Source organism: Methylocella sp. (assembly GCA_037200525.1).
In the GTDB taxonomy this organism is placed as follows: Bacteria; Pseudomonadota; Alphaproteobacteria; order Rhizobiales; family Beijerinckiaceae; genus Methylocapsa.
Genome location: JBBCGG010000001.1, coordinates 2,556,252 through 2,570,331 on the forward strand (window position 1 = coordinate 2,556,252; position 14,080 = coordinate 2,570,331).

At 58.0% G+C, this 14,080-nt stretch carries 16 protein-coding genes and 1 tRNA gene; 6 read left to right on the forward strand and 11 right to left on the reverse strand.

The genetic code is table 11. The features are described 5' to 3' along the window. Window positions 1-669: 669 nt before the first annotated feature. Complete coding sequence (locus WDN46_12530) at window positions 670-1,083, reverse strand: helix-turn-helix domain-containing protein (GenBank protein ID MEJ0094222.1); 414 nt, start codon at window positions 1,081-1,083, stop codon at window positions 670-672. A 240-nt stretch (window positions 1,084-1,323) separates the two neighbouring features. Here WDN46_12530 and WDN46_12535 point away from each other — a divergent pair, with 240 nt between their 5' ends. The 6 genes from WDN46_12535 (at window position 1,324) to WDN46_12560 (ending at window position 4,408) form a co-directional block, all read left to right on the forward strand. After that, on the forward strand, window positions 1,324-1,509 hold the full coding sequence (locus WDN46_12535) for a hypothetical protein (GenBank protein ID MEJ0094223.1): 186 nt from the start codon (window positions 1,324-1,326) through the stop codon (window positions 1,507-1,509). 1 nt (window position 1,510) lies between these two features. Further along, window positions 1,511-1,882, forward strand: a complete 372-nt coding sequence (locus tag WDN46_12540; GenBank protein ID MEJ0094224.1) for a hypothetical protein — start codon at window positions 1,511-1,513, stop codon at window positions 1,880-1,882. After that, window positions 1,879-2,109, forward strand: a complete 231-nt coding sequence (locus WDN46_12545) for a hypothetical protein (protein MEJ0094225.1) — start codon at window positions 1,879-1,881, stop codon at window positions 2,107-2,109. The genes WDN46_12540 and WDN46_12545 overlap by 4 nt, the downstream gene beginning before the upstream one ends. Continuing rightward, window positions 2,106-2,366, forward strand: coding sequence for a hypothetical protein (locus tag WDN46_12550; GenBank protein ID MEJ0094226.1), 261 nt, complete (start codon window positions 2,106-2,108; stop codon window positions 2,364-2,366). Before WDN46_12545 ends, WDN46_12550 begins: the two co-directional genes overlap by 4 nt. Window positions 2,367-2,613: 247 nt before the next feature. Next, window positions 2,614-3,204, forward strand: coding sequence for a chemotaxis protein CheX (locus WDN46_12555; GenBank protein ID MEJ0094227.1), 591 nt, complete (start codon window positions 2,614-2,616; stop codon window positions 3,202-3,204). Between the two features lie 35 nt (window positions 3,205-3,239). Beyond that, window positions 3,240-4,408 (forward strand): IS3 family transposase gene (locus WDN46_12560; GenBank protein ID MEJ0094228.1). Its coding sequence is split into 2 segments (ribosomal slippage): window positions 3,240-3,504 and window positions 3,504-4,408, totalling 1,170 coding nucleotides; the frame shifts between segments, so codons are not numbered across the junction. Window positions 4,409-4,479: 71 nt separating this feature from the next. Here WDN46_12560 and WDN46_12565 read toward each other — a convergent pair. The 10 genes from WDN46_12565 to hflK all read right to left on the reverse strand — a co-directional run bounded on the left by WDN46_12565 (window position 4,480) and on the right by hflK (window position 14,005). Continuing rightward, window positions 4,480-5,310, reverse strand: a complete 831-nt coding sequence (locus WDN46_12565) for a hypothetical protein (protein ID MEJ0094229.1) — start codon at window positions 5,308-5,310, stop codon at window positions 4,480-4,482. Between the two features lie 93 nt (window positions 5,311-5,403). Next, window positions 5,404-5,610: an SOS response-associated peptidase family protein gene (locus tag WDN46_12570; GenBank protein ID MEJ0094230.1), complete on the reverse strand. Its 207-nt coding sequence runs from the start codon at window positions 5,608-5,610 to the stop codon at window positions 5,404-5,406. Window positions 5,611-5,768: 158 nt separating this feature from the next. Further along, a complete protein-coding gene (locus tag WDN46_12575; protein MEJ0094231.1) occupies window positions 5,769-6,020 on the reverse strand; it encodes a hypothetical protein in 252 nt (83 codons plus the stop codon). Window positions 6,021-6,576: 556 nt separating this feature from the next. After that, on the reverse strand, window positions 6,577-6,765 hold the full coding sequence (locus WDN46_12580) for a hypothetical protein (GenBank protein ID MEJ0094232.1): 189 nt from the start codon (window positions 6,763-6,765) through the stop codon (window positions 6,577-6,579). Window positions 6,766-7,024: 259 nt separating this feature from the next. Further along, the gene (gene ligD / locus WDN46_12585; GenBank protein MEJ0094233.1) at window positions 7,025-8,038 is read right to left on the reverse strand and encodes a non-homologous end-joining DNA ligase; all 1,014 of its coding nucleotides are present in this window, start codon (window positions 8,036-8,038) and stop codon (window positions 7,025-7,027) included. A 201-nt stretch (window positions 8,039-8,239) separates the two neighbouring features. Then, a tRNA-Pro gene (locus tag WDN46_12590) sits at window positions 8,240-8,316 on the reverse strand. Between the two features lie 108 nt (window positions 8,317-8,424). Further along, window positions 8,425-10,023 (reverse strand): Do family serine endopeptidase, encoded by a 1,599-nt coding sequence (locus WDN46_12595; protein MEJ0094234.1) that lies wholly within the window; start codon window positions 10,021-10,023, stop codon window positions 8,425-8,427. 207 nt (window positions 10,024-10,230) lie between these two features. Continuing rightward, a complete protein-coding gene (locus WDN46_12600) occupies window positions 10,231-11,649 on the reverse strand; it encodes a DUF2252 domain-containing protein (GenBank protein MEJ0094235.1) in 1,419 nt (472 codons plus the stop codon). A gap of 287 nt (window positions 11,650-11,936) precedes the next feature. Continuing rightward, window positions 11,937-12,878: a protease modulator HflC gene (hflC, locus tag WDN46_12605; GenBank protein ID MEJ0094236.1), complete on the reverse strand. Its 942-nt coding sequence runs from the start codon at window positions 12,876-12,878 to the stop codon at window positions 11,937-11,939. Next, window positions 12,875-14,005 (reverse strand): FtsH protease activity modulator HflK, encoded by a 1,131-nt coding sequence (gene hflK / locus WDN46_12610; protein MEJ0094237.1) that lies wholly within the window; start codon window positions 14,003-14,005, stop codon window positions 12,875-12,877. Before hflK ends, hflC begins: the two co-directional genes overlap by 4 nt. Between the last annotated feature and the right edge of the window lie 75 nt (window positions 14,006-14,080).

Below are 14,080 nucleotides of genomic sequence, written 5' to 3' on the forward strand. Positions count from 1 at the left end.
GCTTGTCGAGGCAGGAAGACCTGACCTCCACCCAAGTGCGGGTTCCGCATCCCGGCGCTTCCCGGGGCTCCCGTAAGAGCCATACTGGGCCTAGTAGCCATGAAGCAGATAGTGCTGCAGAAAAAAGCATCTGCAGCAACTGTTAGGCGCCGTTCGAGCCCGCAATTCCAAAAGCGATGCTCTGCATGTCGCGGAGCGTGAAAGAGGACATCGGAACTTTGTCAGCGCAACTAGAGTTGCTCCTGATGAATCGCCCACCAGTTTGCGGCCGTGGCGATGAGGAGATGTCATGAAAAGATTAGGCATATTGACGAGCGCGATGGCGCTCGGCGTTGCTGCTATTTGCAGCGGCCCTGCGTTGGCGCTCGATGGAGGCGGTCACGGCGGGACTGGAGGATTCCATGGCGGAGGTGGCCATGGGGATGGAATGCATGGCGGTGGGCGTGGCTTGGGGAACGGCGGTTTTCAGGGACGCAGCGTGGGCTTCAACCATGGGCGCCACAGGCACTTCTCCGGCGATGGGGTTTGCATACCCCCGATGGTCTGCATCAGGTAATATGCAGGTGCATTCCATAGCGCTTTAAGAGATCACGTTTCGGCAAGTCATAGCGACCGCGGAGCCGACGAGCCCGCGGTCGTTTTACGAGCTGAAGTCAGCGCCGTCGGCCTTTATTTCGGTTCGCTCTTCTTGATCTTAGCTCGACGGTTTTTGAGCTTGGTCCGCTCGTTTTGCACGAGCGCCTTCTTTAATCGGTTCATACCGATTTGAGGGCTGGGGTCGCCTTCGACGGTGATGGCGGAAATCTTTTCGTTCAGCGCTTCGATCTTTTCAGTTATTTCCGCGACCGCTAAAGGTTTTTTCTTTAATCGGACGCCGGGCCCCTCGCCATTTTCTTCGACGAACAATACTCCTGCAGCCTCTAACGCGGATTTCACGGCCTTCAGGGTGGATGCCTTCGGGTCCGCCTCGCCTCTTTCTATGTTATTTAATCCAGTCGTGGAAACGCCTGCTCGCTCGGCTAGCTCGGCTTGTGTGATGCCGAGCATGGCACGCGCGCCGCGGATTTGTTCAGGTGTGATCATATCGCAATCTACACGGAAATAGATAATTTATCAACTACGATTGACAATTATTGTTTTTCGTATTTAACTCAAGTCCGCTTGATATTTTATCTAGTGGAGCAACCACGATGCCAAACAGCACAGTTCCGGCAGCCGATAGCGGCTTGCCAAATCTCAATCACGGAACGAAAGACCAGAAGCCATCGATGGCCGAACCCGCCCAGCTCGCGCGTCAATGGCCGGATTACATCGACGCTGAGCTTGCCATCGACCGCACCCAATACGCTCATGCTCATCGGAGGGCTTGCGGCGCGGAGCCTCGAAACCGCTTTCGGCGGCGAGCGGGAGGCGATGGAAGAGCTGTTTACGATGGCGCTGGACCAAATCACGACAGTTAAGACGTGGTTCCACGAGTTCATCACCGAAGCCAAGCGGGAGGGGCTATGACATGACGAGGAACCTCGAGGCGTCATTCAAACTCATCGGCTTTATTGAAGAGCACAGAAAGGCCCGCCTCTCGATCAATGAGGCAGAGGAGCGCCAGAAGGCCATCGAAAATACCCGCGGATATATGTCGGACTCCCAAAGCCGCGCCCTCTATGACGAGGCAACCAAAGCCTTCAATGATGGGGTCAGCGGCTATGACAGTGCCCTCAAGTCTATTTGCGAGCATCGGTGCGCGGAGCCCGAGGACGAGCTCATGAGGCTCAGATACCTGGCCGAAGCCGCTGCCGCCTACGGCTGGCCGGATTCAGGAGTCGACACCGACCTTTTTAAACCTTTGCTCGACGGCGTCCGCGAAGGGGAGGGCCTAAAATGACGAAAAATACCGTGCCGTCAAAAACCGAGTTGCACGAGTATGACTTATCTGACGCCACCGTTGACGTGACCAACCTTCGCAATCTGTTGGGAACAATCAATGATTTGGTGGCGGAGATGGATCTCGGCAGCGGTGCTAACCGAAATCACGCACTTGCGCGTGTTAATTCGCTTCTGAGAGTGGCGGAGGATTTCGCCGATCATATCCGCGAGAGGGCCGAAGCATGACCAAATCACTTAACCGGAAGTCAGAAGAGCCGATGATCGATCAAATCGACGCCGGTCTGGATCTGCTGAATACCGCCTTTCTTGCCTTGATGGCGGATCGCGGATTTCTTGATGACGACGCGATCAGCTCTGTCGCGGCGACTCTGCAGCACGCAATGAACCGTCTCGGGCCGATTCGGGAGAAAATCAATGACGAGCACGGACGGGACACGCTTGAGTATATTAGGCAAATTCAGGAAGAGAGAGTCGAAACATGACCCAGCCGCTTCACCGCACGTTATGGGCGCGCATTCGGATTCGGGTCGTCACGGGCTTATTGGCTCTGGCCTCTCGGATCACCGATGACCTCGAAAGGACGGCCAGCTGGCAATAAATTGAACCGGCGCTGGCCTGGCGGGTTGTGGGCGATATCAATTTAGACGACGCCAGCTTTCTTGGAGTTGGGGAAAGTTCGGCCACGTGACTCAATTTGGCATTGTATTCGATAAGCTAGAACGCGATGCCTTGACCGAGCTGGTCAATATCGGGGTCAGTCGGGGAGCTTCGAGGCTGCGGAAGATCGTTGGCTCGGAAGTGCTTCTGTCTGTTCCCGCTATCGAACTGGTTGACCGCCGCACCGCAGCGACGATCCTTCAACAGCGAGAAACAGGTCAGTTTGTCGCTGTTCGCCAAAGTTTTGAAGGCGCCTTATGCGGGCATGCGTCTCTAATCTTCCCTGAATCAAATAGCCTCGAGCTGGTTCGAGCGGTCGTAGGAGGCAACGTTCCTGACAACGAAATTGCGGAAGTCGAAGATGATGCCCTTTCCGAAACCGGCAACATTGTACTCAATGCCTGCTTGGGAACAATCGCTAATATGCTGCGGCGGCCGTTGGCGATGGCTCTCCCCCAGATAACCCGATGCCCTGGTGGCATGTTGTTTGAACCTCCGGACGACAGCTCGCAGGAGGATGGAGTTCTTTTTCTCTACGTTAATTTTATGATCAGCGATCGAAATATCCGCGGCTATATCACGATGCTCATGGATCTACCGAGTTTAAAGACGCTAAAATCCTTGATCGACGTGGTCTGCCCCCTGAAAAGTGATCCTCCGTGAAGTATGGGCTTATGAGCCTGATGGAGGACTGCGCAATGCCGAGGAAAAGACAGAAGGCGGAAGAGATCGTCGCGAAGCTACGGCAAGTCGAAGTGCTTAGCGCGCAAGGGCGACCGGTCGCGGAGGCGATCCGCTCGATAGGGGTGACGGAAGTTACATACTATCGATGGCGGTCGGAATACGGCGGCCTGAAGGGCGATCAGGTGAAGCGGCTGAAGGAGCTGGAGGCGGAGAATACGCGGCTCCGTCGAGCGGTGTCCGATTTGACGCTTGAGAAGCTGATCCTGAAAGAGGCTGCCTCGGGAAACTTCTGAGCTCCGCGCGTCGTCGCGCCTGCGTGGAGCATGTGATCGCCGAACATGGCGTTTCCGAGCGGTTCGCTTGCCGGGTTCTCGGTCAGCATCGCTCCACGCAGCGCAAGGTTCCGACCAAGCCCGATGACGAAGCGGCATTGATCGCCGACATCACGGCGCTCGCCATCCAGTACGGCCGCTATGGCTACCGCCGCATCACGGCGATGTTGTGGGAGCGAGGCTGGAAGGTCAACGTCAAACGGGTCGAGCGGATCTGGCGACGCGAGGGGCTGAAAGTTCCGGCCAGACAACCCAAGCGCGGGCGTCTCTGGCTCAATGACGGCTCGTGCGTCCGGCTGCGCCCGCAATGCCCCAACCACGTCTGGTCCTATGACTTCGTCGAGGACCGCACTCATGATGGCAGGAAATATCGCATGCTGAATATCATCGACGAATTTACCCGCGAATGCATCGCGATCAGGATTAACCGGAAGCTGAAGGCAGCGGACGTCATCGACGTTCTCTCGGACCTCTTCATCTTGCGAGGGGTTCCGATCCACATTCGTTCCGACAACGGCCCGGAGTTCATCGCCAAGGCGTTGCGTGACTGGATTGCCGCCGTCGGCGCGAAGACCGCCTACATCATGCCGGGCAGTCCCTGGGAGAACGGCTATTGCGAGAGCTTCAACTCGAAGCTGCGCGACGAGCTTTTGAATGGTGAAATCTTCTACACTCTCAAGGAGGCGAAGGTCGTCATTGAGCGATGGCGACGCCACTACAACACCGTGCGCCCGCACTCATCGCTGGGCTACAAGCCGCCAGCCCCGGAGACCCTGCAATGGCCGGCTTCGCAATCCGGACCAGCTTCGCCCGCCACGCCAGCAATAGCGCCAGGGCCGACAATGCACTAACATTCAAACTGGATCACCCCATGGGGGCAGGCCACTTCTGGACGCCGCAGCCAAAGATCAGACGGGTTTGCTTATTTATTCGCGCCGATATATGGGCGCAGACTCGCCGCGAAATATGGATAGAAGGGCTCGACATCGGTCTCGATTGGCAGGAGTGCCTCAGCAATTGAGCGAAAGTCGACGTTTGGATAGCGGGTTTGCAGGTCGATCGAGCGCACCGTATGTGAGATCGACGCCGACGATCCTGAAAGTGGCCGAAGCGCCACGTCTGGGTCGTCGACGATGGATTCATAGGTCAGAACGCGCTCACGGGGCAGGCGTCGGTAGACCTGAAAGATCCACTGCAGCAATGCAATTTGGCGACCCAGCGAATTATCGATGCGATCAAGCCGCTCGCGTAGCTCGGGTACGTAGGCCTCCGCTACGGGCAGCCGTCCGTTGCGAACAGGCAAATCTACGGACTGCCAGGAGGCGAGCGCAGCGATCGGATGACGCACGATCGCATATAATGGAAATTCTTTTTCCAATCGCGGCGCCAACGCCGTGAAGATCGCGGGATGCTTGATAAAAAAATGAAAATTTGTGTCGAGCGGCTTGTCGATCTCAAGGTTTATCGGCTTGGCGATGTGGCGTCTTGGCGAGCCATCTACTGTCGTGTCCTCAAAAAAATTGTCCGCAATCATTCCATTTATGGTCAATGATGGGGCCAGCTTTTCCAACAGGATACATGTTCGCGTAGTTTCTGCAAATGTTACAATCTCCTGTATGGCACGCTCGACGTCGCCATGCACTGGCACACGCATCGGCTCGGCGAGGGCGACGCAATTTGGCAAAGTGTTCAGGCAGGCGCAAACCAAAGTGGTGCCGGAACGTGGGACGCCGGTGATGAGCGTCGTCGTCACGTGAACCGTCCAAGGCGGTGGGCGAGAATGGCATGATAGGCTGTGCGCTCCTTTTCGATCGATGACGCATGCATCCGTATTCGTCCTGTCATGCTAAGCCTCCTGATCGTCCATCTTCTCGCCAGTCGCCACAATCCTTAGCTTTTCGTGCGGGAGCGGCCGTTGAAGCGCAACGGCCTCATCGAGCGATCCTTCGAGCCACGTATCCCATTGGTCGGGCGTCGTGAGCAAGACCGGCATGGCCTTGGCGTGGATCGGGCGCACCACCTCGTTCGAATCCGCCGTCAGAAAAGAGAACAGGCGATGCTCGCGCGTCTCTCCCTTCCTCTCGCCGGTCCATAGGGCCGGATCCCCGCGAAGGCAAAGAGCGGCCGCCTTTCATCGAGAGCGAACCAATTGGTGACCTTCGGGCGACTGTCGGTCCATTCCGAAAACGACGTCGCCGGGACAAGGCAGCGCTATTCCGTCTTGAGCCAGCACGGCCAATAGGGCGACTCCAGATTGCGGACGTTGGTGATCGGGAGCTTGCCGAGGTTCGGCGGCGGCGGGAAGCCCCAGCGCATCATGGATAGCTCGCGCTCGCCGTCCGACGCCTTGCGAATGACCGGCGCCATCGTGTCGGGGAAGATGGCCGGCATCAGCGGCAGATTGCCCGCCAGATCGCGGCGGAACCTGAACAGTTGGCGGATCGCATCCTGGTTGCGGGTCATCGAGTAAAGATTACACATCAGACGTCGTGACCGCCGCGGAGAACCGCCAAAGCCTCACTTATCTCGAGGCCGAGGTCAGTTGGCTCGACGTGAACGGTATGGCCAAGCGGCTGCCATGAGAACTCGGGCCCGAGCTCGCGGGCATATTCCTGCGCCTCGGGGGGTATCCCCGTGGCCGTATTGATCCTCGATCCCCGGCGCCGAGAAGCAGAACCATTGCTTTTGCATGGGATATTCCTCCGCCAGGCGCTTCTGCCGCTCTTGCTCGCAGACCCGATAATATTCGTTCCAGTCGCCGAAAACGCTGACTTCTTCGCAGCCGCATTTCTCACATTTAAATCGACGCACCTTCGGGATATCGAGAAAGTCGAGGTCGTCGGGTCAGCCCAATTCATCAAAGCTGAATCGCTTGCTGTGGTAGCAATACAGCCCTTTGCAATTGACGCGGAAGCCCGTCATGCCCGTGCGGCGGCTGTCGGCTATGGTGGCTAGCGGTCCGGTGTATTTATCTCTCGCCATATCCAGAACATAAACGGAACGAAAAGGGCGGGCAAGATCAGGCTGGTTGTGCTTTGCCTCCGAGCTTGACGAACTCGGCCTCGAGCGCAATGACCCGCCTCTGACTCTCAAATGCCAGATAGTTGGACGCCTTAACCTGGGCATTAACAGCGTCGAACCGTTCGTCGTATTCGAGCCTGATAGTAGCTGCTATTTTCCTGGCGACTTTGAGTCGATCAATTTTCAATATTGCTATCGTTACAGCGGATGCGACAGCGGCCGGTAGCGCGACGTCGACTAAAAAAATCGATAAAATATCTACGATAGCCTCCTCGGCTTACGAGCCTACCCAACAGGAGTAGATGCCCCACATCGCCCCAGCTTAACCTATGTGTCAATTGACATATCTGCGACTTATGGTTGCGATATCTGAAAAGCGGGCGGTTTTGTAAACCGGGCCGATCCGAAAGAATCTTGCGCGAAAAGGAGATTAACGAAGGTCCATTTTAGGTATCGAGAACGCCCTTGAAACTTGCGGCCCGCAGCAGCCTGTCCCCAGTCCATCCGCGATAGCCGGCCTCGATATTCAGCACAGGTCTTGTCCAGACGGCCCCGGGGTGCTTGAGGCCGCAGATCGCTGGCTCTTCGGTCCGAATAAAGTCCAATCCCTCTTTCAATTCCTTTGAGACGGGTGCCGAGAAGCCCGTCCCGACCCCACCGACATAGCGGAGCCCTTCCGGCTCCTTGGCAGCCAGCAGAAGCTTGGCAACCGCCCCTTGCACGGCCGCAGATGGCTCGTAGCCGATCACGACGAACTCGCCAGACTGCACGCATTTCGTCTTGAGCCAGTCCTTGCTCGGCCCAGAGCGGTACGGTCGATCAAGTCGCTTGGAAACGATCCCCTCAAGCTCGTTTTCACACACGATCTTGAACATCGCTGCGCCGTCACCGCCGTATTCCTCGCTAAGCAGGATCGGCGGCTTATTTCGGATGATCCCCGATAGCGCGGCGCGGCGCTCCTCGAGGGGCTTTTCGCGCAAATCCTCGCCGTCGAGAAAAAGCAGGTCGAATGCGTAAAGCATAACGTCGCCGCCGCGCAGTTTGATTGCTGCTTGCAGCTCGGCGAAGTTTGATCGGCCGGCTGCGTCCAGAATGACCGCTTCGCCGTCGATCACGGCAGACTGTATCGGGAGCAGGAGCAGGGCGCCGGCGATAGCCGGAAAGCGCGGCGTCCAGTCGAAGCCGTTGCGCGTGCGGATCGTCGCGTTGCCGCCGGCGACATAGGCTGAAACCCGGTAGCCGTCCCACTTGATTTCGTGGGTCCACTTCTCGCCGGATGGCGGCTTGGCGACCAGCGTTGGCAGGCAGGGCGGAATCCACTTAGGGAGCGGATGGTCGAAAAGGCCAGGCTGTTTCGGATCGGCCGGCTTAGGCACGATCGCGCGACTCGAAACCCGTTCCGACGCGACGTCGGTTTTACGGGCTCGCGGGCGCTGCGGCTGGGCAGGACGTTTGGCCATAGTTGCAAACGTAACATAGGCCAACCGCTGGACAAAAAGCATAAGCAGACGCCCAGCGTGGAATCAACGCCGTCCTGATGCTCCTCGGAATGAAAAAGAAAGGATTGCGGCCATCGACGGGTTTCGCGAGGTTTCTGTGCGGGAAACTGTGCGGCCAATCTGTGCAGGAAGCTATACCTAAAGCTAAGTGGTTGATTTAATTGGTCGGAGTGAGAGGATTCGAACCTCCGACCCCCTCGTCCCGAACGAGGTGCGCTACCAGGCTGCGCTACACTCCGACACGCGGCAGAAACCTTGTCGACCGCATCCTGATGAAGGTTTTATAGCGAGGTCGCCTCCCGCTAGCAAGAGGCGACCGACGTCTTATTTATGCTCGCCGATCGTTCTTACCGATCGGAGAAGGGCAGGGCGACGAAGCGCACTTCTCCCTGTCCGTTGGCGACGAGAAGCAAAGCCGATTTTTTGCCGTCATTCTTCAAGGCCTGCGTTTTTTTCGTGACGTCGCTTGGATCCTTGACCGGCTCCTGGTTGATTTCCATGATCACTTCGCCGGGCTGGATATGCTTTTCTGCGGCATCAGAATAAGGATCGACGCCGGTCACCACGACGCCAGAACCAATGCCGGGCTTGATCGAGAATTTCTGCCTGACATCGTCGGTAAGGCTCGAAAATTCCATTCCAAGCGCCTTTTCTACCTTGCTCGCAGTCGGCGCCTTGTCGGAATCGCCGTGTTTGACGGTGAGCGAGGCCTGTTTCTCATTATCCTCGAGGCGGCCGAGCTTAATCGTCTTGGTGATCTCTTTCCCCTGCCGCAGCAAAACGACGTCCACATCCTTGCCGACCGGAGCGGATGCGACGATTTTTGGCAGGTCGTGCGATTCTTTGATCTCAACCCCATCGAATTTCAGAATTACGTCGCCAGCCAGAAGCCCCGCCGCCTTGGCCGGTCCCTTCTCATCCGTTCCCGCGACGAGCGCGCCGCGCACCGTGCCGAGATTGAGACTTTCGGCGATTGAATCATCGACATTCTGAATGCGCACGCCGAGCCAGCCGCGCCTCGTCTCGCCAAATTTTTGCAATTGCTCGACAACCGGGATCACGGTGTCTGACGGCGTCGAGAAGCCGATGCCGATCGAGCCGCCAGAGGGCGACAGAATAGCCGTATTGATGCCGATGACCTCTCCCGCCATGTTGAACAACGGGCCGCCGGAATTGCCTTTGTTGATCGCCGCGTCGGTTTGAAAATAATTGTCGTAGGGGCCAGAATCGATGTTGCGATTGCGCGCTGAAATAATGCCGGCGCTGACGCTTCCGCCCAACCCGAATGGATTGCCGACCGCGACCACCCAATCGCCCACGCGCATCTTTTCGCTGTCGCCGAACTTCGCCGCCTTCAGCGGCTTGTCGGGCTTGACGCGGAGCACGGCGACGTCAACCTTCGCATCCTTGCCGAGAACTTCGGCTTTCAGCTTTTGGCCGTCGGTGAAGATAACCGTCACCTCATTGGCGTCGGCGACGACGTGATTATTGGTCACAATGATGCCGGACGGATCAATGACAAAGCCGGAGCCGAGCGAATTTGATTTGCGTTCGTGGGGCCTTGGAGGCGGAGCCTCATTGCCCCCTTGGCCGCCTTGCTGGCGACGCCGGAAGAATTCTTCAAACAGATCGTCGAAGGGCGTGCCAGGCTCCAGTTGCGGCGAATTGCTGGCGTGCTTTTCGTCGATCGTCTGGGTCGCCGAAATATTGACGACGGTATCGCTCACTTCCGCGGCGAGGTCAGCGAGAGAGTCGGGGCCCTTTGCAAATGCCGGAGGCGTATCCAGAATCGGCAAAACGGCGCCGCCGGCGCCGAGGAGCAGCGCGCAGGCGATGGCCAGGCCGGAGCAAGCATTAGGCCGTAGGACATGGCTCGCGCCGGGCGCGACATCTGCGGCGCCGCGGCGCGAATTCTGGAACAAACCCATGAAAACAATCTCCTCCATCTAGCCGAGCGATGCCGCCCCGATCGCGGCGAGTGGACAGGACGAATGAGACAGAAGCCCGGCGATGTCTATCTCTCGCGTGCAATGGAGCGGAAACACGCGAAGAAATCCAGCAAAACTTCGTGATGCTGGCAAGCGCCGGCCATATGGCTCGGCTCTGCCGATCGATCCTGGCGATCAACCGCCGGAAGACATGGATCGAGCGCACTAGGCCGGAGCGGTATGGGCCGCTGTCGCGTCCTCCGTAGGCAGACCGGTGGCTTCATCGAGCGATGTCATGAGCCGGCTGTGATCGCGGTCGGTCACCCCGGCATAGGTCATGGCGAAATCGCCAAGGGCTTCGTCCAATATTTCGGCCTTTCCCATATAGCCTGCGATGAGCACGGGATCGCCGGAACGCGCATGCGCCCGGGCCAAGGTTCGGCCGCAAAGATTGGCGTAAGCCTCGAGCGCGCGGCCTTCGATGACCTCGCCAATGGAGCCGAGCCGCCGATTCTTGAGCTGGCGAACATAAAACTGGCGGTTGGAAGCCTTGTCTTCCGTCCAGCCAAGAAAAAGGTCGCTGGCGGCCTGTAAAGCGCGCTGCCCCTCGACTACCCGTTCGCCTTGGTGGATCATAGTCTGCGGCGGCGTGACGATTTTTTCAAGAACCGAGGGCAAAGCCTGCTTCACTTGCAGAAACAGCGGTTCCTGATCCGCGGTGAGGAAGAGCCCAATTGCGCAATAGGTGCCGACGCTGCCGACGCCAACGACTTTGATGGCTATGTCGGCGAGGGAGTAGCGCTCAACGAGCTCGCGGCGTTCGGGCAGCAAGGTCGCGCGGTATGTCGTGAAGGCCGTATGCGAGTGGATTTTCTGATCATGCGTGGCGTCGGTGTCGAAATGATAGATCAGCGGCGGATGATCGGCGATATGCGGAACGCCGCCTTTCGCGGTCGCAAGATGCGGAAAATTATCATCCTCCGCTAACTCCTTTTTCGACTTTATCAAAATCGACGAGAGCTTGTCGCGCAGCTTTTCATCGCTGATGCGTTCGACTTCTTTTGCAATATCGATCCGGGAATACCAGATTGCGAGCGGCGTCATTTCCGCCAGCTCTCGGATGAATTCGCGGTACGCTTTCGCGGCCCCTTGCGCGAATGCCTTGGCCTTTTTATCCGATAAACCAGCATCGCGAGCGGCGACCGCGATGCTCGCCACAAGCCGCTTCAGGTCGACCGTGAAGTCGACGCCGGGCAAGGTCTCATCGAAATCGTTGATGTCGAACAGCATGCGTTCTTCTGGCGTATTAAAGGCGCCGAAATTCATCAAATGACAATCGCCGCAAGCCTGCACGGGAAGGCCAATTCGCGGCAGCCGGGAAAGATCGCGGGCCATCACCGCCGCGGCGCCGCGCAGGAATGTGAAGGGCGATTGCGCCATGCGCTGGTAGCGGATCGGCAGCAGATTGGGGAGGCGTTGCGCGTCCGTCTCGCACAGAATGGCGATGGGATCGCGCTCGGATTCCGGCGGACAGTCAGCGTGGCTTTCTCGCGATGCGGTTTGCCGCAACGCCCTGCCGGCCTCGTAGCGTTCGGCCCGCGACGATGTAATCCCGGATTTGCCGTTCGATGATGAATTAGCCACGTTCGCGCTCCATTCAAATCGATTTCACCGGCGTCGGCGGACCTTCAAGGCAGCCGGGGTGAAGGTCGAAATGAGCGCATCATACGCTTTGCAAGCCGCCTGTCATCCAAACGGATCTTTCCGTCCGTCCTCGTCGCGCCTGGCGTCTATCCGCGCCGGTCGTGAGAGGCTTCAGCTGCGCTTGATGGATCGCCTGTTAGGGTCGCCCTGGCGCAGGCGGGCGCAAAGCTTCGCCTGCGCGGGCCTGGGTCTGCGTGATCCGCACGATCCTAAAAAGCTGCGGCTTTTTAGTGAGACGCGTCCAGCTCCGCCGGGGCAACTTCTGGCGTAGCTGCAGTCGCAGCAGGCGCGCGCTGGCCGTCTGGAGAGCCAAAGAAACGGAAGAAATCGGATTTCGGGCTGAGGACGAGGCGAGTGTCGCTTGATTTCAACCCCGCCTCATAGGCTTGCATCGAGCGATAGAAAGCAAAAAAATCGGGATCCTTGCCATACGCCTCTGCGAAGATCCTATTGCGTTCGGCATCGCCTTCGCCCCTCGTCTGATCGGCTTGGCGCTGCGCGTCGCCGCGCAGCACGACGACGTCCCGATCGGCCTTTGCGGTGATCGTCTGCGCTTGCTCCGACCCTTGCGCGCGATATTCCGCGGCCTCGCGTGCCCTTTCCGTCTGCATTCGGCTGAAAACCTTTTCAGAGATCTGCTTCGGCAGATCGGCGCGACGGATTCGGACGTCAACGGCGGCGACGCCAAGGCGCTCGGACTCCGAATTCACCTGATCGCGGATTTTGGCCATCAGACTGGAGCGATCATCGCGCACGATCTGAGTGAGACTGGCTTCGCCGAGAACCCGGCGAACCGCTGAGTTCAGCACGAAGCCAAGCTGGGCGTTCGCTCGTTCGATCGTGCCGACCGTCTGATAGAACTTCAATGGGTCAACGATCTTGTAACGTATAAAGGAATCAACTTCGATGCGCGTATTGTCGGAGGCCAGAACCTCCTGCTTCGGCGCTTCGAGATCGAGAATGCGATTGTCGAAGTAAATTACGTTCTCGATGAACGGAATTTTGAAATGCAGCCCCGGCGTCGTCACAAGGCCGCGCCCCGGCACAGGTTCGCCAAAGCGCAACACGAGGGCCTGCTCGGTCTGTTGAACCGTAAATATGGAGGCGGTGAAAACAAATAGGAAAACGATAATCCCGACGAGGACCGCGAACGCGGTTGCGCCCTTCATTTGCGAGCTCCATCCGCTGGCCGTTGCGACAGAGCGGTGAGCGGCAGATAGGGGACGACGCCTTGGCCCTGCGCGCCTTGGTCTACGATCACTTTATCCATGCCGCCGAAGACGCGCTCCATGGTCTCGAGATAGATTCGTTCGCGCGTCACGGCAGGAGCCTTCTTGTATTCATCATAGATTTGGTTGAAGCGCGAGGCTTGGCCGGTGGCTTCCGCGACGGTCTGAAGACGGTAGCCTTCGGCTTCCTGAACGGTCGCGGCGGCCTTGCCTCGCGCCTCGGGAACGACCCGATTGGCATAGGCTTCAGCCTCGTTGCGCAAACGGTTTTGATCCTGCTGAGCGGCCGTCACATCGCGGAACGCGGCGATGACTTGCTCTGGCGGATCAACCGATTGCAATTGCACCTGCAAGATCAGGATGCCGGCTTTATACTGGTTCAAAATCTTCTGCATGAGCTCCTGCACGGCGGGCTCAATGACTTTGCGTTCTGCGGTCAGAATGCGCTGGATTTGGCTGCGGCCGATGACTTCGCGCATCGCGCTTTCGGCCACCGCTTTCACGGTTTCCCGCTGATTGGCGATGTTGAACGCGTAATCCTCGGGGTGCACCGGATCGATCTGCCAAATCACGACAAATTTGACGTCGGCGATATTTTCGTCGCCGGTCAGCATCAGGCTTTCTTCGGGCAGGTCGATCTGGGTTTGCCCATTGGGCGTGCGCACGTCGGGACGGTATGTGAACCCTATGTTGATCACATTGCGGTCTGTGACCTGGAGCTTTTGCACGGCGCCGACGGGAAATGGCAGATTATAGTTCAGTCCGGGGCCGGTTTTGCCGGTATATTTGCCGAAAATCTTATTCAGTCCGACTTCGTTAGGGCCGACGGTGTAAAATCCCGACAGCAGCCAGACGATAACGCCGACAAGCGCGAGCGCCAAAACGCCGCGAGCGCCGGTCAATCCATTGCCGCCGCGACCGCCCGGCATCAACTGCCTGATTTTTTCTTGTCCGCGCCGCAGAAATTCTTCGAAATCGGGCCGGGGCGAACTCGGCTTTTGCCCCCATGGCCCCCCGTTGCCGGGCTTCCACGAGCCGCCATTTCCGCCTTCATTGATCCACGGCATGAACATCTCTTCAAAAAAAACAACTGAGCGACGGTTGCAACGCAATCTTCTATAGGAGACCCTCGCCGACTACAA